Below are 17,170 nucleotides of genomic sequence, written 5' to 3' on the forward strand. Positions count from 1 at the left end.
GCTACTGGCCCGCCGCCCGCGTCTCGAAACGCAGACCGAGCGCCGTGCGGGGGGCGAACCCCTCCCAATAGGTATGGTCTTCGGCCTCGCTGCCGTCTTCGTTGAGCGAGACCACCCCCTCGTCCGAGACCTCGACGAGATCGAGGAGGGCGGCGCGCCCTTCTTCGCCCTTGAGATGGAGGTCGAGGAAGGCGGTGGCGAAATGCTGGGCGATGTTGTTCATGCGCGTCGTGTCCCAGACGGCATCGGCATAGTGCTCGAAAGGGATGAAATCGAGCGTGTCGACCGGCGCGAAGCTTTCAAGCGGCGCTGGCATGGGGGCTGCGGCGTTGTGATTGGCGTGGTTGAAGGTGAGGAGGTGGCGCTCGGTGCCCGTGGCCTCCTCGAAGATGGCGCGCATGGCCGAGTAGATCGAGACGTCGTCCATGCTGCCGGCCATGACCATCAGCGGGCGGGAAAAGCCTGCCATGCCCTCGGCATCCCAGAAGCCCGTATTGCGGCCCCAGGGGCCGATGGCGATGACGGCCTTGAGGCGCGGGTCGTCTGCAAGCGCGGCATGGCTCTCGGAGCCCGCAAGATGGGCGCCGAGGAGGCCGCGCGGCGCGCCCCATGCGTATTCGGTGGAGGCTTGCGTCACCCCCGCGCCTCCATAGATGAGCGCGCCGTAGCCGCCCATGGAATAGCCGATGACGGCGGCGCTCGAAGTGTCGGCGATGGCAGCGATATCCGCGCCCACGACGGCGGCCTCGCCCATCTGGTCAAGGACGAAGCGCTGGTCGAGCGGGCGGTTCACGAGGGTGGAGCCGAAGGCGGCCTGATCCGAATAGGTGCTGTCGGTGTGGTCAATGGAGACGGTGACGTAGCCCTTCGAGGCGAGGTTTTCGCCCAGATGGGCCATGAGCATCCGGTTGCCCGGATAGCCGTGGGAGATGACGACGACGGGGAAGCTCCCCTCTGCCGCGGGTGGAGCGTCACGGGTGGCCATGCCGGTGAGCGTCGCGGGGGTGAGACCGTCGCGGATGACCGTCTCGTAGGTCGTGCCGGGCACCGTTCCTGCCGCCGCCGGATACCAGAGCTCCACCGTGAGCGGGCGGTCATAGGTGGGGATCGCGGCCTCGGTGACGCCCAGGATGTCGATCCGGCCGGGATCGGTGAGCGTGAGCGTCCGCACGCCCACAAGCAGGTCGCCATGGGCCGCGAGCGCGGGCGCGTCGGGGCGGATGAGATCGATCCGGTTTTCAGCCATGGCTCGGGCTCCGGCGAGAAGGGCTGCGAGGACGAGGACTGCGCGGGCGAGATGGGACATGGGGCTCCTCCGAGGGCTGCTCGCGCATTACCTAGCCTGAGATGCGCCCATGGCAGCGGCGGGGTTTCTCAGCTTTGCAATTCGGCCAGCCGCGCGAGAGCATCCGCGCGGCTGTTGCGGATATTGGGGCGCGTCCCGCGGGCCTCCATGCGCAGGCGGATGTCGGTCTCCGTCTCCGCGCCCGGCGCATAGCGGACGGTGCCGAGAGAATACGCGGCTTCGCAGGCGGTCTTGCGCTGGTCATAGGCCACCCAGGCGCCAGACTGGATGCGGAAGTGATTGTAATCGACGAGAAACCACCACTTGCGCCCCGTCGCCCGGATGGCGTGTTCCAGCCAGTTGTAGATGTCGTGGACATCGCGGCTGTGCTCCATGTCGACATAGCTGAAATCGATGTCGAGGCGGTCTTCTTTGGGCCGAAAGACGAAGCGCTTGGTGAACGAGGCGCGGCGGAAGTTGGGGATATGCACCACGCGCTCGCGACGTTTCGAGGGCCGCGCCTTCAGGGCCTCCCATGCGTCGGTGCGGCTGGCGAAGAGATTTTCGTCATAGAGATCGGTGCCTCTGGTGCGCGCGATCTGCTGCCGTGTCAGATCGCTCTCGTCCACATGGACGGTGCCCATGGAATGGGCCGCGTGGCACTCCTTCCCGCGGCGGGTATAGGCAAACCATGCCTCGTCCCACACGCGGTAATCGCCGTTCTTAACGAGAAAGAACCAGAGCCCCTCGCCGCTTTCCGCGATGCGGGCCTCGAGCCGGTCATAGTAGGCATTGGCATGGGCGCTTTCCTTGAAGACGAGACCCGCGAGGTCGATCTCGAGCACCTCGGCGGCCTCGTGGAGCGTGATGCGCGCGTCGAGCGCTTCGGGAGAAAAGGCGTCCATGGCCGTTGTCCTATCGCCATTGCGCCAGCCGCGCCAGCGGGCCTAGGGTAAGGCTCGGGAGGACGACCATGACATTCTTCGACGAACTTGAGACCCGCAGCGCCGATGCGCGGGCGGCCGGGCTGGCGGAGTGCCTGCCCGCGCTCATCGCGGGCGTGCAGACGCTTCCCGGCTATGCGGGGCTGAAGGACTTCGACGCCGCAGCGGTCACCGACGCGGCCGCGCTGGCCAAGCTGCCAGTCCTGCGCAAATCCGAGCTCGGCGCGGCGCAGAAGGCCGCCCCGCCCTTTGGCGGGTTCACGGGGCCCGTGGATTTCACCCATGTCTTCCAGTCCCCGGGCCCGCTCTACGAGCCCGGCCGCTTCGGGCAGGATTGGTGGCGGTTCGGGCGCTTTCTCCATGCCACGGGGATCGGCGCGGGCGATGTCGTGCAGAATTGCTTCAGCTACCATCTCACGCCCGCCGGCATCATGTTCGAAAACGGCGCGCGGGCCGTGGGCGCGGTGACGCTGCCCGCGGGCACAGGCCAGACGGAGCAGCAGGCCACCGCCGCGGCGCATCTGGGCTCCACCGCCTACGCAGGCACGCCGGATTACCTGAAGGTGATCCTCGAGAAGGCCGATGAGTTGGGCCTCGCGCTGTCCTTCGCCAAGGCGGCGGTCTCTGGCGGGGCGCTCTTCCCGTCGCTTCGGGACTACTACACTGGGCGCGGCATCGCCTGCCGGCAGTGCTATGCCACCGCCGATCTGGGCAACATCGCCTATGAGAGCGAGGCGATGGAGGGGCTCATCTGCGACGAGGGCGTCATCGTGGAGATCGTGACACCAGGCACCGGCGACCCGCTGCCGCCGGGCGAGGTGGGCGAAGTGCTGGTGACGTCCCTCAACGCCGATTACCCGCTCATCCGCTTCGCCACGGGGGACATGTCCGCCGTCTTGCCCGGCGAGAGCCCCTGCGGACGCACCAACATGCGCATCAAAGGCTGGATGGGCCGGGCCGACCAGACTACGAAGATCAAGGGCATGTTCGTGCGCCCCGAACAGGTGGCGGCGCTCGTGGCGCGGCACCCCGAGGTGGGCCGCGCGCGGGTCATCGCGGGGCGCGACGGGGAGGCAGACACCATGCTCGTGCGCCTCGAGGGCACCGCTGACGCAGCCGCAGCCTACGCCGCGTCGGTCAAGGAGCTTCTGAAGCTGAGCGCCGAGATCGAGGTCGTGGAGGCGGGAACGCTGCCCAAGGACGGCGTGTTGATAGAGGACACGCGCAGCTACGAGGGCGGCTGATATCGCATAACGGCCGCCCCCGCGCCACATGCTGCCGAGACCACCTGGGAGACTGCCATGCCCCGCCGCCACCTCTTTGCCGCCGCGCTCTGCCTCGCGGGCGCCCCCGCCCTCGCCGACGTGGCGATCCTTCTGTCCATGGACACGACGAGCCGCAGCACGGAGCGACAGATGTCGCGCACCCTCTCGGACCAGGGCTTCACCGTGGTCACGGAGCGCTCCGCCGCGACGGGCGCGGTGACGCAGGCCTTGGCCGAAGGGTTCGAGGCGCTCGCGCCGGAGGAGCGGGTCATCGTCTACATGGGTGGGCAGACGGCCCTCGTGGGCACCCGGACCTACCAACTCTCCCGGGTGACGGACCGCGCGAACACCTTCACTGTGGCGCGTGACGGCGTGGAACTCGGCCCCGTGCTCGAGGCGCTGGCGGGTTATCCGGGGCGCGCGGCGCTTCTCATCGCCACGGAGGCCGACGCCGTGCGTGTGGGGCCTGGCGCCGTCGAGGCGCGGGTGACGGAGATGCCTGCGGGCGTGGCCCTCGTGGAGGGGCGGGAAGACGCGCTCCTCGCCGGTCTGGCGGCGCTCGACGCCGAGGAGCCCATTTCGCTTGCCCGGGCCTTTGCCGGGGCGGAGATTTCGGGCTTTGCACCCGAAGGCGTGGCGTTTGCCCGTGCGGTCGCCGCCTTCATCCCCGAGGAGACCGAGGAGACCGGGGCTGATGCTGCGCCCGACGAGGATGCGCTCTTCTGGCAGTTCACGCAGCAGATCGCCAGCGAGGGCGCCTACACCGCCTACCTCCGGCGCTTCCCCGACGGTGCGTTTCGCGCGGAGGCCGAGGCGGCATTGGCCGCGCTAGCTCCGCCGCCGGCACTCAGCCCCGAGGAGGAGGCCGAGGCCGCCGAAGCGGCGCTCGGACTTGATCGCAACGAGCGGCGCGGCGTGCAGCAGGATCTGGTGCTTCTGGGCTACAACACGCGCGGCGTGGACGGGATCTTCGGCCCCGGCTCCCGGGGCGCGATCACGGCGTGGCAGGAGACGCGGGGCTTCGAGGCGACGGGCTTTCTGACCGGCAACCAGCTCATCGCACTCCGCAACCAGGCAGAAACCCGGCGCGCGCAGATCGCGGCAGAAGACGAGGCCTTCTGGGCGCGGACGGGGGCGAGCGGCGCGGAGGCGGACCTGCGCGCCTATCTCGAGCGCTATCCCGAGGGCCGCTTCGCGCAGACGGCCCGCGCCGACCTCGCCGAGATCGAGGGAGCGCGGCAGGCCGAACGCGATGCCGCCGAGCGCGCCGCCTGGGACGAGGCGCGCGCCACCGACACGCAGGCGGCCTACAGTGATTTTCTCCAGCGCTACCCGGAGGGTCGCTTCGCCGGGGATGCACAGGCTCGCATCGCCGAGCTCAACGGTGCATCGCGCGGGGCGAGCGATGCACAGATCGCCCAAGATCGCGCGCAGGAGGCGGAAGTGCTCGCCAACCCGATCGCCCGGCTTCTCGCCGAGCGCCAGCTCGCCGCGCTCGGGCTCGATATCGGGCCGGTGGACGGGCGCTTCACGAATGCCACGCGGCGCGGGGTCCAGGCTTTCCAGCGCAGCCGCAACCTGCCGGCCACGGGCTTCGTGAGCCGGGCCACCGGGGTGGCACTCTTGGCCTCGGCGGGCCGGTAGGCGGGTCTTCCCGCCCGGACAAGAACGCGCTGAGAGCCGGCAACGAAAAAGGCCGCTCCCGAGGGAGCGGCCTTTTCTGCATGATGCGACCCGGGCGTCAGCCCTGGCGTGCCTTGAAGCGGCGCTGCGTCTTGTTGATGACGTAGACGCGCCCCTTGCGACGCACGATGCGGCAGTCGCGATGGCGGTTCTTGAGAGAACGCAGCGAGTTCTTGACCTTCATGGCCTGTCTCCTCTCCATCGGGCCGCGGTGAAGCCCGGGGTGAACATGGTGGACACGACTGGGATCGAACCAGTGACCCCTTCGATGTCAACGAAGTGCTCTACCGCTGAGCTACGCGTCCGTTGAAGCCGTGCGCAGAGCAAGCCCTGCGTCAGGATGCGGCGTATAAATGCGGCCTTGTCAGGGATCAAGGCCTTTTGGACCGGCCTTCGCGTGCTATTGTCTCTCGTGTTGGAGGAGAGCAGGCCCGTGCCAAAGAGCGCCTATACATTGCTTCGCCCGGAAGCTCAGACGACCGGTGTGGTCTTCGCGTCGCCGCATTCGGGGCGCGACTACCCGGAATGGTTCCTGAAGCAGACGGTGCTCGACGAGCGGACGATTCGCTCCTCCGAGGACGCTTTTGTCGACCGGCTCTTTGAACGCGCGCCGAGCTTCGGGGCGCCGCTCCTGCTCGCGGGCGCGCCGCGGGCCTTCATCGACCTCAACCGCGCGGCAGAAGAACTCGATCCCGCGCTGATCTCGGACCTGAACAAATCGGCGCACAATCCCCGCGTGGCCTCGGGGCTCGGTGTCGTGCCGCGCGTTGTCTCCAACGGCCGCGCCATCTACCGGGGCAAGATCACCCGCGCGGAGGCGGAGGCCCGGATCGAGAGCTTTTGGCAGCCTTACCACACGCGCCTGCAGGGCCTCCTCGACGAGGCGCGGGCGAATTTCGGCACCGCCGTCCTGATCGACTGCCATTCCATGCCCCATGAGGCCATCGAGAACAGTCGCGGCGGCGCGCGCCGCGCGGATGTGGTGCTCGGCGACCGCTTCGGCGCGGCGGCGGCCTCGGACATCGTGGATTGCGTAGAGTCGGCCTTCACCAATGCCGGGCTCCGCGTGGCGCGCAACGCGCCTTTCGCGGGCGCCTATATCGCGCAGCAATACGGGCGCCCCTCGCGGCGTCAGCACGTGGTGCAGGTGGAGCTCGATCGCGCGCTCTATATGAACGAGGCCACGGTGCAGCCGAGCGCGAACTTCGCGGCCTTCCGCGCGCTCATCTCCGAAGTGGTGCGCGAGGTCTGCGAGATCGGGCGGCCTCTCGGGCATCAGCTCGCGGCCGAGTAGCGCCTAGCGGAGCGTGCGGCCCTTCAAGATCGCATCTGCCCCGAATTTCTCCCTGATCTTGTCGGTGGCGAGCTCGGCCCGGGCGCGCTTTTCGCCCAGCGGATCGAGGAGATCGCCCGCGAGCCCCGCCTCGGCATCGCTGAGGTCCGAGAGCCCCACGCCGAGGAGGCGGTAGGGGCTCTTGTGATCGACGGCGTCGAAGAGCCCGCGCGCGGTACGGTAGAGCTTGTCGGCGATGTTGGTCGGCTCGTGGAGCGTCACGCGGCGGGTGACGAGGGAATGGTCGGCGCGCTTCAATTTGAGCACGACGACGCGGCCTGCCATGCCCTTGGCCTTTGCGCGGTCGGCGACCTTTTCGGCCATGCGCCAGATATGCCCGTCGAGGATGTCGGGGTCGGCGGTGTCGGCGCCGAAGGTCGTCTCGTTGGAGATGCCTTTGACGCTCGGGTCCCGGGCCACGCGGCGCGCATCCTCGCCGCGCGCGAGATGCCAGAGCCGCGCGCCCATGGAGCCGAAGCGGGCAAAGAGGTCGTCCCGCTCCCAGCGCTTGAGATCGGCGAAGGTGCGGATGCCAGCCTTGTCGAGGGAGGCCTGGGCCGCGGCGCCCACGCCCCAGATGAGGCGGACGGGCTTGTCATGGAGGAAGTCCGCCGTCTCGGCTTTGCCGATGATCGAAAACCCGCGGGGCTTTTCGAGGTCGCTTGCGACCTTGGCGAGGAACTTGTTGTGCGAAAGCCCGATGGAGCCGGTAAGCCCGAGCTCGGTGCGCATGCGCTTGACGAGCCGCGCCAGCATGACGGCCGGCGGCGCACCGTGGAGCCGCGTGGTGCCGGAAAGATCCATGAAGGCCTCGTCGAGGGAAAGCGGCTCGATGGAGGGGGTCATCTCCTCCATCATCGCCCGGATCGCGCGGGAGGCCTCCACATAGGCGTCGAACCGCGGCTTCACGATGACGGCGTCCGGACAGAGCTTGAGCGCCTGGAACATGGGCATGGCCGATTTCACGCCGCGGATGCGGGCCACGTAGCAGGCCGTGGAGACGACACCGCGCCGCCCGCCGCCGATGATGACCGGCTTCGAGGCGAGTTCGGGATTGTCGCGCTTTTCCACCGAGGCGTAGAAGGCGTCGCAATCCATGTGGGCGATGGTGAGATCGAAGAGCTCTGGATGCGAGATGATCCGCGGGCTCCGGCAGGCCGGGCAGCGCTTGCCTTCCTCGAAGGTCTCCAGGCAATCTCGGCAGAGAGCGGGCATGGCCCCTATTTATGCGCTTTCGGCGGGCGGCGGAATGCCTCCGGCGGAGGTACGGAGCACAAAGAAGCGTGGAGCGCACTCCCATGGACCAGGATGCGGCGGAGGAGGGCCCCTTCATCGGGGCGAAAGTGGCGCTTTTCATCGGCGCGCGGCTTCTCGTGATCCTGCGGGACGAGGATCGCGACATCCCCTGGCCCGGCTGGTGGGATTTCCCCGGGGGCGGGCGCGAAGGCGCCGAGACGCCGGAGGCGGTGGCGATCCGCGAAACCCGCGAGGAGGTCGGGCTCGCCCTCGACCCCGGCGCCTTCGTCTGGAAGCGGCGCTACCTGACCTCGACGCGGGAGGGGACCTACTTCTTCGTGCAGCACTTGCCGGCCGGGGCGGAGACGGGCGTGATGTTCGGCGGGGAGGGGCAGCGCTGGGAACTATGGCACCCGGAGGCCTATCTTGCCCATCCCAGGGGCATCCCGCACTTCAAGCAGCGGCTTCGCGCATATTTGCATCATCACTTGGCGTCATGATCACTATGACGCGAATTGAATTGCGCGACTCGGGCCAACGCGCGCAATATGTTCGGCATCAGACCTCTGGTCGGGAGAGCGCAGCATTGCTGCCGCCGAAGGAGCAACCGCCCCGGTAAACTCTCAGGCAAAGGGACCGGTCAGAGGGCAATACTCCGGAGAGCTCGCGCACATCACGCGGGCACCGAAGGCGCAAGCGAGACAGCTTCCCAAGGGCTGTACCGCGAAAACGCTCAGGTCATGAACGGAGGGGGCTGCTTTTGCGCGCCGCGTGCGCCGAGAGGAGCTTGGACATGGATCACATCGCCGTCATCGGAGCCGGGATCACCGGCATCACCACCGCTTTCCAGCTCCACCAGAGGGGCTTTGCCGTCACGGTGATCGACCGGCAGCGCTACGCGGGCATGGAGACCTCATTCGCCAATGGCGGGCAGCTTTCGGCTTCGAACGCGGAGGTGTGGACGAACTGGGGCACGGTGCTCAAGGGCCTGAAATGGATGCTGCGCTCGGACGCGCCGCTCCTCGTGAACCCGAAGCCCTCCTGGCACAAGATCAGCTGGATGGCCGAATTCCTCGGCAACATCCCGAACTACCGCAAGCACACGGTGGAGACCGTGCGCATGGCGCTGGCGGCGCGCGCCACGCACCAGGCGATGGCCGATATCGCGGGGGTGGATTTCAACCTCGCGCGCGAGGGGATCCTGCATTTCTACGAGACCGACCGGGAGTTCGCCGCCGCCCACAAGGTCACCAAGCTCTACGCCGAGGGCGGGCTCACCCGCCGCGCGCTCACGCCGCGCGAGATCCGCGAGATCGAGCCCACGCTGAGCGGAAACTACGCGGGGGCGTTCTTTACGGAGAGCGACTATACCGGCGACATCCACAAATACACGGCTGGCCTCGCCGGCTGGCTCGAGCGGCAGGGCGTGCGCTTTGTCTACGGCGCGCCGGTGGAAGCCGTCCGCGAGACGCAGGCTGGCATCGAGATCGATACCGGGCGCAAGACCATCCACAGCGACGCCGTTGTCGTCTCCGCAGGCATCGGCTCCCGCACGCTCGCGCAGCAATTGGGCGACCGGGTGAATATCTACCCCGTCAAAGGATACTCGATCACCGTGATGCTCCGCGACCGTGCCTCGCAGCAGGCCGCGCCGCAGGTCTCCCTCCTCGATGACAAGGCCAAGATCGTCACCTCGCGCCTCGGGCCGGACCGGTTCCGCGTGGCGGGGACGGCGGAGTTCAACGGGGAGAACCGCGACATCCGCGATGACCGGATCCGACCGCTCGTGCGCTGGGTGGAGACGCATTTCCCCGGCGTGTCCACCGAGGAGGTCGTGCCGTGGGCCGGGCTGCGCCCGATGATGCCCTCGATGATGCCGCGGGTGGGCCAGGGCCGCTCGGCGCGGGTCTATTACAACACAGGGCACGGGCATCTGGGCTGGACGCTGAGCGCGGCCACGGCGGAGATGGTTGCGGCCGAGGTGGCGCGGGAACGGCACGGCAAACGCGCCGTCGCGATGGGAGGCGCGGCGGTCGTCTAGCGCTTCACGGGCCGTGAATGTGTCGCTATGTTGTGGCAAAAGCCATTAAGGACACATCACATGGATTTCGAGCAGCTCCTCTTCGCCTTTCTCGGTGACAATGCCTTCCTGATCGTTCTGGCGATCTTCCTCATCGTTGTGGTGTTCGCCGGGGTGCGGATCGTGCCGCAATCCGAGCAATTCGTGGTGGAGCGCTTCGGGCGGTTGCGCTCGGTGCTCGGGCCGGGGATCAACTTCATCGTCCCCTTCCTCGACCGCGTGGCGCACCGTGTCTCGATTCTCGAGCGGCAGCTGCCGACGATGAGCCAGGACGCGATTACCACCGACAACGTGCTCGTGCAGGTGGAGACGAGCGTCTTCTACCGCGTGACCGAGCCGGAAAAGACGGTCTACCGGATCCGCGACATCGACCCGGCGATCCAGACGACGGTGGCGGGAATCGTGCGCTCGGAGATCGGGCGCCTCGAGCTCGACGAGGTGCAGACCAACCGCTCCACGCTCACGGCGACGATCAAATCCTCGCTCGCCACGGTGGTGGATGATTGGGGGATCGAGGTGACGCGGGCGGAACTCCTTGACGTCAATCTCGATGAGCAGACCCGCGCCGCCATGCTCCAGCAGCTCAACGCCGAGCGCGCGCGTCGCGCGGCGGTGACCGAGGCGGAGGGGCAGAAGCGCTCCGTCGAGCTTGCCGCGGATGCCGAGCTCTATGCCGCCGAACGCGCCGCCGAGGCACGGCGGGTGGAAGCCGAGGCGGAGGCCTTCGCCACCGCCGTCGTGGCGGCGGCCATCGCCGAGAATGGGCTCGAGGCCGCACAATACCAGGTGGCGCTCAAGCAGGTGGAGGCGCTCAATGCGCTGGGCGGCGGCCAGGGGCAGCAGACGATCGTCCTGCCTGCCAACGCGCTCGAAGCCTTTGGCGACGCATTCAAGCTCCTGGGAGGACGGTCATGAACTTGGCATTTGTCTGGTGGGTCTGGGCGATTTTCGGCCTCGTGCTCGGGATCCTCGAGATCGTGGTCCCCGCGGCGGTTTTCCTCGGGTTTGCCATCGGCGCGGGCGTGGTGGCGATCCTTCTGGCGATCGGCGGGGCCACCGCTGTGGGCGGATCCGTGGGCTGGATGCTCGTGATCTTCGCCGCGACTTCGCTCATCGCGTGGCTCATCCTGCGCTATGTGTTCCGGCTGCGCATCGGGCAGCAGGTGAAGGTCTTCAAGTCCGATATCAACGACTGAAGAGGTCGGCGCGGGGATGCGCCTCGCGCTGCTGGCCCACGGGCGCATTTTTCCAGTGATAGGTGGACCGGCTGTCAGTGGAGGCGGTTCGGTCGTTTAGCCTGCGCCGAGCTGAGCTCGGCGACGATGGCCTCTGCCGCCGCGCGCGGGTCTGGGGCCTGCCAGACGGGGCGACCGACGACCACGTGATCAGCGCCCGCGGCGATGGCCTCGGCAGGGGTCGTCACGCGCTTCTGGTCTCCCAGCGCTGCTCCCGCGGGACGGACGCCCGGCGTGACGATGAGGCGGTCTTGCGCGCCCGGGAGCGCGCGGATCGCAGCGGCCTCGCGCGGGGAGGAGATGACACCGTCCGCACCCGCCTCGAAGGCGCGTGCAGCACGCTCCGTGGCGATCTCGGAGAGGTCCCCCGGCTGCATGAGCGCGGCATCGAGGTCGGCGCGGTCCAGCGAGGTGAGCACCGTCACGGCCAGGATCTTGAGGTCCTTGCCTGCCGCACCCTCCTTGGCCGCGCGCACGACGTGCGGGTCGCCATGCACGGTGAGGAAATCGAGGTTGAATTGCGCCAGGCCGCGCACGGCGGCCTCGACCGTCGCGCCGATATCGAAGAGCTTCATGTCGAGGAAGATGCGCTTGCCGTGCTCGTCCTTGAGCTCGTTGGCCAGGGCGAGCCCGCCGCCGGTGAGCATGCCGAGCCCGATCTTGTAAAACGACACGCTCTCCCCGAGCCGCTCGGCCAATTGCAGGCCCGCCAGCGCATTGGGGACATCCATCGCGACGATCAATCTGTCATCCATGGCGGCGGGGTAGGCGTGCGGCGTGGGAATGACAAGCGGTTGCTTCGCGCGGACGGCCCCGGGGAGCGCGCCGAAGTCTCTGGGTGATGCGGGCGTAGCGCTTAGGCGACGTGGCCGCTGCTCCCCACGCGATCCGCCCGGCCCGTTCTGCCCGCCTTCCCAATGGGGCGCAGGGAGCGGGAGAACTTCAGCCGCACCTCGCCACTAAGCACCTCCGGCATGCGGCGCACCTGCCGAATGGCCTCGCCGATGAGAATGGCATCGGGCTGGATGCGCCGGGAGGCCGGCGCGCGGCACTGGAGCGTCATCACCCGCGTGCCGTCATCCTCCGCGAGGATGACCTGCACCTTGCCAAAGACCTCGTCTCCCATGGCGGTGAACGCCATGCTCAAGACCACGATATCGAGAAGTGTCATGGGCCCCTCCGCCTGCTGATCACAGGGTAGCGAGGCAGCCTTAATGAGACGTAAAGCGATGCCGTGCTTCCTTGCGCGCCTTACCCCGGAGCTTGCGCCGGGGGCCTGCAGCTCCCATTTACGTGAGAGGCCCGAGGGGCGTGCCGCGATGGGCGGGCGCAACATGGGTGCTGAGAGAAGGAGAGACCGATGAACTTGGAGAGGTTCACCGAGCGCGCCCGCGGGTTTCTGCAGGCTGCGCAGACCATTGCCGCCCGCGAAAGCCATCAGCGGCTCACCCCCGAACATCTTTTGAAGGCCCTGCTCGACGATGCCGAAGGGCTCGCAGCCAACCTAATCAGCCGCGCCGGCGGTCAGCCGGGCGCCGTGCTGCAGGCCGTGGATCTCGCCGTGGGGAAGCTCCCGAAGGTCTCCGGCGACGCCGCGCAGGTCTATGTCGACCAGACCCTCACCAAGGTGCTGGGCGAGGCGGAAGCCATCGCCAAGAAGGCCGGGGACAGCTTCGTGCCCGTGGAGCGCATCCTCATGGCGCTCGCGATGGTGAAATCAGCCGCGAAGGTGGCGCTTGAGCAGGGCGGCGTGACGGCGCAGGCGCTCAACGGCGCGATCAACGATCTCCGGAAAGGCCGCAAGGCCGACAGCGCCTCGGCCGAGGACAGCTACGAGGCGCTCGAGAAATACGCCACCGATCTCACCGCGCGGGCGCGCGAGGGCAAGATCGATCCCATCATCGGCCGTGACGAGGAGATCCGCCGCGCCATGCAGGTGCTCTCGCGCCGCACGAAGAATAACCCCGTCCTCATCGGTGAGCCCGGCGTGGGCAAGACCGCCATCGCCGAGGGCCTCGCGCTGCGGATCGTCAACGGCGATGTGCCGGAGAGCTTGCGCAACAAGCGGCTCCTCGCGCTCGACATGGGCGCGCTCATCGCGGGCGCGAAGTACCGCGGCGAATTCGAGGAGCGGTTGAAGGCCGTCCTGAATGAGGTGACGGCGGCAGCGGGCGAAATCGTGCTTTTCATTGACGAGATGCACACGCTCGTGGGCGCGGGGAAGGCCGACGGGGCGATGGATGCCTCGAACCTCCTGAAACCGGCCCTGGCCCGGGGCGAGCTCCACTGCGTCGGCGCCACGACGCTCGACGAATACCGCAAGCACGTGGAAAAGGACGCGGCCCTAGCCCGGCGCTTCCAGCCGCTCATGGTGCACGAGCCCACGGTGCCGGACACGATCTCCATCCTCCGCGGGATCAAAGAGAAGTACGAGCTGCACCACGGCGTGCGGATCGCCGACAGCGCACTCGTCTCCGCGGCGACGCTCTCGCACCGCTACATCACCGACCGCTTCCTGCCGGACAAGGCGATCGACCTGATGGACGAGGCCGCCTCGCGGCTCCGGATGCAGGTGGATTCGAAGCCCGAGGAGCTCGACGCGCTCGACCGCCAGATCCTCCAGCTTCAGATCGAGGCCGAGGCGCTGAAGAAGGAGGATGATGCTGCCTCCAAGGACCGCCTCGCCGCGCTCGAAAAGGAGCTTGCCGATCTGCAGGATCAATCCGCGCAGCTCACCGCCAAGTGGCAGGCCGAGCGAGACAAGATGGCCTCCGCCCAGCAGGTGAAGGAAGAGCTTGACCGTGCCCGCGCAGACCTCGACCGCGCGAAGCGCGAGGGCGATCTGGCCCGCGCAGGCGAGCTCAGCTACGGCATCATCCCCGAACTCGAAAAAAAGCTCGGCGAGGCCGAAGACGCCGAGGACGTGATGGTCGAGGAGGCCGTGCGCCCCGAACAGATCGCGCAGGTCGTCGAACGCTGGACGGGCATCCCCACCTCGAAGATGCTCGAGGGCGAGCGCGAGAAACTCCTCCGCATGGAGGAGGCGCTCCATGGCCGCGTGATCGGTCAGGAGCCCGCCGTGCGCGCGGTGGCCAATGCCGTGCGCCGGGCGCGCGCCGGGCTCAACGACGAGAACCGGCCCTTGGGCTCCTTCCTCTTCCTCGGGCCCACCGGCGTGGGCAAGACAGAGCTGACGAAGGCGGTGGCCGAGTTCCTCTTCGACGATGACAGCGCGATGGTGCGTATCGACATGTCCGAGTTCATGGAGAAACACGCCGTGGCCCGCCTCATCGGCGCGCCCCCGGGATACGTGGGCTATGACGAGGGCGGCGTGCTCACGGAGGCCGTGCGGCGTAAGCCCTACCAGGTCGTGCTCTTCGACGAGGTGGAGAAGGCACATCCGGATGTCTTCAACGTGCTCCTGCAGGTGCTCGACGACGGTGTCCTGACCGATGGCCAGGGCCGGACGGTGGATTTCAAGCAGACGCTCATCGTGCTGACGTCGAACCTCGGCGCGCAAGCGCTCAGCCAGCTGCCCGACGGCGCGGATGCAGGGCAGGCCAAGCGGGACGTGATGGACGCCGTCCGCGCGCATTTCCGCCCCGAGTTCCTCAATCGGCTCGACGAGACGATCATCTTTGACCGCCTCGGGCGGCAGGACATGGACGGCATCGTCACGATCCAGCTCGCCCGCCTCGAGGCGCGGCTCAAGGCCCGCAAGATCGCGCTCGAGCTCGATGACGGCGCGCAGAAATGGCTGGCGGATGAAGGCTACGACCCTGTCTTCGGAGCGCGGCCCCTGAAGCGGGTCATCCAGCGCGCGCTACAGGATCAGCTTGCCGAGATGATCCTCGCGGGCGACGTGAAGGATGGCGAGACGATCACCGTCTCGGCCGGCGCGGACGGCCTCATCGTGGGCGACAGGCTCAGCGCCTCCGAGCGCCCGCGCCCGGATGACGCTGTCATCCACTGACGATGCGAGGGGCGCTGCCCCTCGCGCTCCACGAGGTACGGAGCACAAAGAAACTGGGGCGGGCTCATGATACGAGGCCGCCCCTTCTTTGTGCCCTGTACCTCCCCCGGAGGGCCGCCGGAGGCTCCCGCTCTTAGCCGTCGCGCAGGGAGGGGAGACCGATGCCCGTGCTCTCGAACCCGCCATCTACGGCGAGCGTCTGGCCTGTGATGTAGCTGGCCTTTTCCGAACACAGGAACACGATGGCGTTCGCCAGTTCCGCCTCCGTCCCGTAGCGCCCGAGCGGGATCGCGTCGTGGTAGGCGTCGATGATGTCCTGTGTGTGAACGGCCATGGCGAGTTTCGTGCGCACGGGGCCGGGTGCGATGGCGTTGGCGCGGATGCCGTATTCGCCCAGTTCGGCGGCCTGCTGTTCGGTGAGCGCGATGACGGCGGCCTTGGAGGTGCCGTAAGCCACGCGGAGCGTGGAGGCGCGCAGGCCAGAGATCGAGGCGATATTGACGATCGCGCCGCGGGTCTTCTTCAGCTCGGGCACCGAGGCCTGGCTCACGAGGAAGGTGCCGTCGAGATTGACGCTCATCACGCGGCGCCAGCGCTCGAAGTCGGTCTCTTCGATGGGGCCGAAATCGGCGATGCCGGCATTGTTGACCAGCGCATCGATCCGGCCGAAGCGCGCCACGGTCTCGCGCACCATCTGCGGGGCGTGCTGCGGATTTGAGATATCGAGGGGGAGTGCCAGCGCGCCCTCGGGCGCGCTGCGGGCGAGCTCTGCCTCGTCCCAGTCCACGAGGGCCACCTGCCAGCCATCGGCGAGAAACTGGAGCGCCGTTGCAAGGCCGATCCCGCGGGCGCCGCCGGTGATGAGTGCGGTCTTCGGTTCTGTCATGGCGCGACGAAAGCCGCTTCGCGCGCCGCGAGCAAGCGCAAACGAAAAAGGCCCCGCATGGGCGGGGCCTTCTCGAGATCCTCAGGTGGGGAATCAGCTCTCCGGCGGGAGGATGACGCTGTCGATCACGTGGATCACGCCATTCGAGGCCTCGATGTCGGCGGAGACGACGCTGGCCGTGTTGACCATGACGCCGTCATCAAGATCGATCATGATCTCGGCGCCGTTCACGGTGGCGGCCATCATGTCGTCGGAGAGGTCGGTGGACATCACCTTGCCCGGCACGACGTGGTAGGTGAGGATCGCCACGAGCTGGTCCTGGTTCTCCGGCATCAGAAGCGTCTCGACGGTGCCCTCGGGCAGCGCGGCGAAAGCCTCATCCGTGGGCGCGAAGACGGTAAACGGGCCTTCGCCCTTCAGCGTATCCACGAGGCCCGCGGCGGTGGCGGCTGCGAGCAGCGTCTCGAACGAGCCGGCCTCGGCTGCGGTGTCGACGATATCCTTCGAGCTCATCGCGAGGGCGGACGTGGCGAGCGCGGCGGAGGCGGTGAGTGCGAAAAGGGTCTTACGGATCATGGCTTTCTCCTGATCATACAGTGCGGCACCAGCCGCGGATGCGTGAGAGATGGGTGTGCTTCCGCGGGCTTCCATGCGCGCGGACCCGCTTGTGGCCCGGTTCTGCCGATTGACCGGGCCCGTGGCCGCGCTAAGCCGCGCATGCCGCGCGTTTCCAGTCACGTAAGTGTCAACGGGGCCGGTCCCGCCGTGAGGCGATAGTGCGCATTTATTGGGCTTCGGGGGACGTCACGCCTCGGGCGCGCCGTGTTACAGCCGTGCACGAGGCTGTCAGTGGAGTTGCTTTGGCCCGCTGCTCGCTCTTCATTAAACGCCAAGGCAAGGGTCGCAGGAGAACGGAATGGCGCAGCGCTGGAAAAACACCTTGGGTTGGAACGACGTCACGCCCGAGGCGGGCTGGCTCAACCGTCGCCAGATCATCGCCGGTGCGCTCGGTGCCGGCGCGGCCTCCATCGCCGGTCCGCTCGCCGCGCAGGTCGATAATTCCAACCTCGAGCCCAACACCTGGGAGGAGATCACCTCCTACAACAACTTCTACGAGTTCGGCACGGGCAAGGAAGACCCGGCACGCTTTGCCGGGCAGCTCACCACGCAGCCCTGGTCCATCGTGGTCGATGGCCTCGTAGACAATCCCGGCGAATACGCCCTCGAGGACCTCATCGGCGGGCTCGACG

Annotated in this window: 17 protein-coding genes, 1 tRNA gene and 1 riboswitch (1 of these 19 cut by a window edge); of the genes, 9 read left to right on the forward strand and 9 right to left on the reverse strand. The window is 67.8% G+C overall.

All coding sequences use genetic code 11. The features are described from left to right. Window position 1: 1 nt before the first annotated feature. Both AAFM92_15045 and AAFM92_15050 read right to left on the reverse strand, forming a co-directional pair. Entirely contained in the window at window positions 2–1,306 is a 1,305-nt protein-coding gene (locus AAFM92_15045; protein ID MEL7301697.1) for a dienelactone hydrolase, read from the reverse strand. Window positions 1,307–1,374: 68 nt separating this feature from the next. Beyond that, the gene (locus tag AAFM92_15050) at window positions 1,375–2,190 is read right to left on the reverse strand and encodes a hypothetical protein (protein ID MEL7301698.1); all 816 of its coding nucleotides are present in this window, start codon (window positions 2,188–2,190) and stop codon (window positions 1,375–1,377) included. 68 nt (window positions 2,191–2,258) lie between these two features. On the opposite strand from AAFM92_15050, the gene AAFM92_15055 reads away from it, so the two are divergent. Together AAFM92_15055 and AAFM92_15060 are read left to right on the forward strand one after the other, a co-directional pair. Then, the gene (locus tag AAFM92_15055) at window positions 2,259–3,473 is read left to right on the forward strand and encodes a phenylacetate--CoA ligase family protein (protein ID MEL7301699.1); all 1,215 of its coding nucleotides are present in this window, start codon (window positions 2,259–2,261) and stop codon (window positions 3,471–3,473) included. Window positions 3,474–3,530: 57 nt separating this feature from the next. Continuing rightward, window positions 3,531–5,138 (forward strand): peptidoglycan-binding protein, encoded by a 1,608-nt coding sequence (locus tag AAFM92_15060; GenBank protein ID MEL7301700.1) that lies wholly within the window; start codon window positions 3,531–3,533, stop codon window positions 5,136–5,138. 97 nt (window positions 5,139–5,235) lie between these two features. Here AAFM92_15060 and ykgO read toward each other — a convergent pair whose 3' ends face one another. Both ykgO and AAFM92_15070 read right to left on the reverse strand, forming a co-directional pair. After that, window positions 5,236–5,361 carry a type B 50S ribosomal protein L36 gene (gene ykgO, locus AAFM92_15065; GenBank protein ID MEL7301701.1) on the reverse strand — a complete coding sequence of 42 codons (126 nt, stop codon included), beginning with the start codon at window positions 5,359–5,361 and terminating at the stop codon, window positions 5,236–5,238. Window positions 5,362–5,407: 46 nt separating this feature from the next. After that, a tRNA-Val gene (locus AAFM92_15070) sits at window positions 5,408–5,482 on the reverse strand. Between the two features lie 128 nt (window positions 5,483–5,610). Between AAFM92_15070 and AAFM92_15075 the strand changes: the two genes are divergently transcribed. Continuing rightward, the gene (locus AAFM92_15075) at window positions 5,611–6,471 is read left to right on the forward strand and encodes an N-formylglutamate amidohydrolase (protein MEL7301702.1); all 861 of its coding nucleotides are present in this window, start codon (window positions 5,611–5,613) and stop codon (window positions 6,469–6,471) included. Between the two features lie 3 nt (window positions 6,472–6,474). On the opposite strand, the gene AAFM92_15080 is transcribed toward AAFM92_15075, so the two are convergent. Beyond that, window positions 6,475–7,725 (reverse strand): DNA polymerase IV, encoded by a 1,251-nt coding sequence (locus tag AAFM92_15080; GenBank protein MEL7301703.1) that lies wholly within the window; start codon window positions 7,723–7,725, stop codon window positions 6,475–6,477. An 83-nt stretch (window positions 7,726–7,808) separates the two neighbouring features. On the opposite strand from AAFM92_15080, the gene AAFM92_15085 reads away from it, so the two are divergent. The 4 genes from AAFM92_15085 to AAFM92_15100 all read left to right on the forward strand — a co-directional run bounded on the left by AAFM92_15085 (window position 7,809) and on the right by AAFM92_15100 (window position 11,022). Continuing rightward, complete coding sequence (locus tag AAFM92_15085; protein MEL7301704.1) at window positions 7,809–8,246, forward strand: NUDIX hydrolase; 438 nt, start codon at window positions 7,809–7,811, stop codon at window positions 8,244–8,246. Between the two features lie 61 nt (window positions 8,247–8,307). Next, window positions 8,308–8,395, forward strand: a riboswitch (glycine riboswitch). 144 nt (window positions 8,396–8,539) lie between these two features. Then, window positions 8,540–9,787: a D-amino acid dehydrogenase gene (locus AAFM92_15090; protein MEL7301705.1), complete on the forward strand. Its 1,248-nt coding sequence runs from the start codon at window positions 8,540–8,542 to the stop codon at window positions 9,785–9,787. Between the two features lie 60 nt (window positions 9,788–9,847). Then, window positions 9,848–10,741 (forward strand): SPFH domain-containing protein, encoded by an 894-nt coding sequence (locus tag AAFM92_15095; GenBank protein MEL7301706.1) that lies wholly within the window; start codon window positions 9,848–9,850, stop codon window positions 10,739–10,741. Next, window positions 10,738–11,022, forward strand: a complete 285-nt coding sequence (locus AAFM92_15100) for a hypothetical protein (protein MEL7301707.1) — start codon at window positions 10,738–10,740, stop codon at window positions 11,020–11,022. The genes AAFM92_15095 and AAFM92_15100 overlap by 4 nt, the downstream gene beginning before the upstream one ends. A gap of 74 nt (window positions 11,023–11,096) precedes the next feature. On the opposite strand, the gene pyrF is transcribed toward AAFM92_15100, so the two are convergent. Together pyrF and AAFM92_15110 are read right to left on the reverse strand one after the other, a co-directional pair. Then, window positions 11,097–11,816: an orotidine-5'-phosphate decarboxylase gene (gene pyrF / locus AAFM92_15105; GenBank protein MEL7301708.1), complete on the reverse strand. Its 720-nt coding sequence runs from the start codon at window positions 11,814–11,816 to the stop codon at window positions 11,097–11,099. A gap of 101 nt (window positions 11,817–11,917) precedes the next feature. Then, a complete protein-coding gene (locus AAFM92_15110; GenBank protein ID MEL7301709.1) occupies window positions 11,918–12,232 on the reverse strand; it encodes a hypothetical protein in 315 nt (104 codons plus the stop codon). Between the two features lie 189 nt (window positions 12,233–12,421). Between AAFM92_15110 and clpB the strand changes: the two genes are divergently transcribed. Beyond that, on the forward strand, window positions 12,422–15,034 hold the full coding sequence (clpB, locus tag AAFM92_15115; protein MEL7301710.1) for an ATP-dependent chaperone ClpB: 2,613 nt from the start codon (window positions 12,422–12,424) through the stop codon (window positions 15,032–15,034). A gap of 133 nt (window positions 15,035–15,167) precedes the next feature. Here the strand turns inward: clpB and AAFM92_15120 are convergent, their stop codons facing one another. Continuing rightward, window positions 15,168–15,920: an SDR family oxidoreductase gene (locus tag AAFM92_15120; GenBank protein MEL7301711.1), complete on the reverse strand. Its 753-nt coding sequence runs from the start codon at window positions 15,918–15,920 to the stop codon at window positions 15,168–15,170. Between the two features lie 93 nt (window positions 15,921–16,013). Continuing rightward, window positions 16,014–16,496 (reverse strand): fasciclin domain-containing protein, encoded by a 483-nt coding sequence (locus AAFM92_15125; GenBank protein ID MEL7301712.1) that lies wholly within the window; start codon window positions 16,494–16,496, stop codon window positions 16,014–16,016. A 340-nt stretch (window positions 16,497–16,836) separates the two neighbouring features. Between AAFM92_15125 and msrP the strand changes: the two genes are divergently transcribed. Continuing rightward, on the forward strand, window positions 16,837–17,170 hold the 5' end (the start) of the coding sequence (msrP, locus tag AAFM92_15130) for a protein-methionine-sulfoxide reductase catalytic subunit MsrP (GenBank protein MEL7301713.1). Its footprint extends 578 nt past the window's final position; 334 of the gene's 912 nt are visible here — the first part of the coding sequence; its start codon is at window positions 16,837–16,839; its stop codon lies off the right edge, out of view.

This window comes from Pseudomonadota bacterium, from assembly GCA_038533575.1.
In the GTDB taxonomy this organism is placed as follows: domain Bacteria; phylum Pseudomonadota; class Alphaproteobacteria; order Rhodobacterales; family Rhodobacteraceae; genus Shimia_B.

Coding starts and splice junctions, on each gene's coding strand:
- AAFM92_15045 (MEL7301697.1), bottom strand. CDS start 1,306: ATGTCCCATCTCGCCCGCGCAGTCCTCGTCCTCGCAGCCCTTCTCGCC.
- AAFM92_15050 (MEL7301698.1), bottom strand. CDS start 2,190: ATGGACGCCTTTTCTCCCGAAGCGCTCGACGCGCGCATCACGCTCCAC.
- AAFM92_15055 (MEL7301699.1), top strand. CDS start 2,259: ATGACATTCTTCGACGAACTTGAGACCCGCAGCGCCGATGCGCGGGCG.
- AAFM92_15060 (MEL7301700.1), top strand. CDS start 3,531: ATGCCCCGCCGCCACCTCTTTGCCGCCGCGCTCTGCCTCGCGGGCGCC.
- ykgO (MEL7301701.1), bottom strand. CDS start 5,361: ATGAAGGTCAAGAACTCGCTGCGTTCTCTCAAGAACCGCCATCGCGAC.
- AAFM92_15080 (MEL7301703.1), bottom strand. CDS start 7,725: ATGCCCGCTCTCTGCCGAGATTGCCTGGAGACCTTCGAGGAAGGCAAG.
- AAFM92_15085 (MEL7301704.1), top strand. CDS start 7,809: ATGGACCAGGATGCGGCGGAGGAGGGCCCCTTCATCGGGGCGAAAGTG.
- AAFM92_15090 (MEL7301705.1), top strand. CDS start 8,540: ATGGATCACATCGCCGTCATCGGAGCCGGGATCACCGGCATCACCACC.
- AAFM92_15095 (MEL7301706.1), top strand. CDS start 9,848: ATGGATTTCGAGCAGCTCCTCTTCGCCTTTCTCGGTGACAATGCCTTC.
- AAFM92_15100 (MEL7301707.1), top strand. CDS start 10,738: ATGAACTTGGCATTTGTCTGGTGGGTCTGGGCGATTTTCGGCCTCGTG.
- pyrF (MEL7301708.1), bottom strand. CDS start 11,816: ATGGATGACAGATTGATCGTCGCGATGGATGTCCCCAATGCGCTGGCG.
- AAFM92_15110 (MEL7301709.1), bottom strand. CDS start 12,232: ATGACACTTCTCGATATCGTGGTCTTGAGCATGGCGTTCACCGCCATG.
- clpB (MEL7301710.1), top strand. CDS start 12,422: ATGAACTTGGAGAGGTTCACCGAGCGCGCCCGCGGGTTTCTGCAGGCT.
- AAFM92_15120 (MEL7301711.1), bottom strand. CDS start 15,920: ATGACAGAACCGAAGACCGCACTCATCACCGGCGGCGCCCGCGGGATC.
- AAFM92_15125 (MEL7301712.1), bottom strand. CDS start 16,496: ATGATCCGTAAGACCCTTTTCGCACTCACCGCCTCCGCCGCGCTCGCC.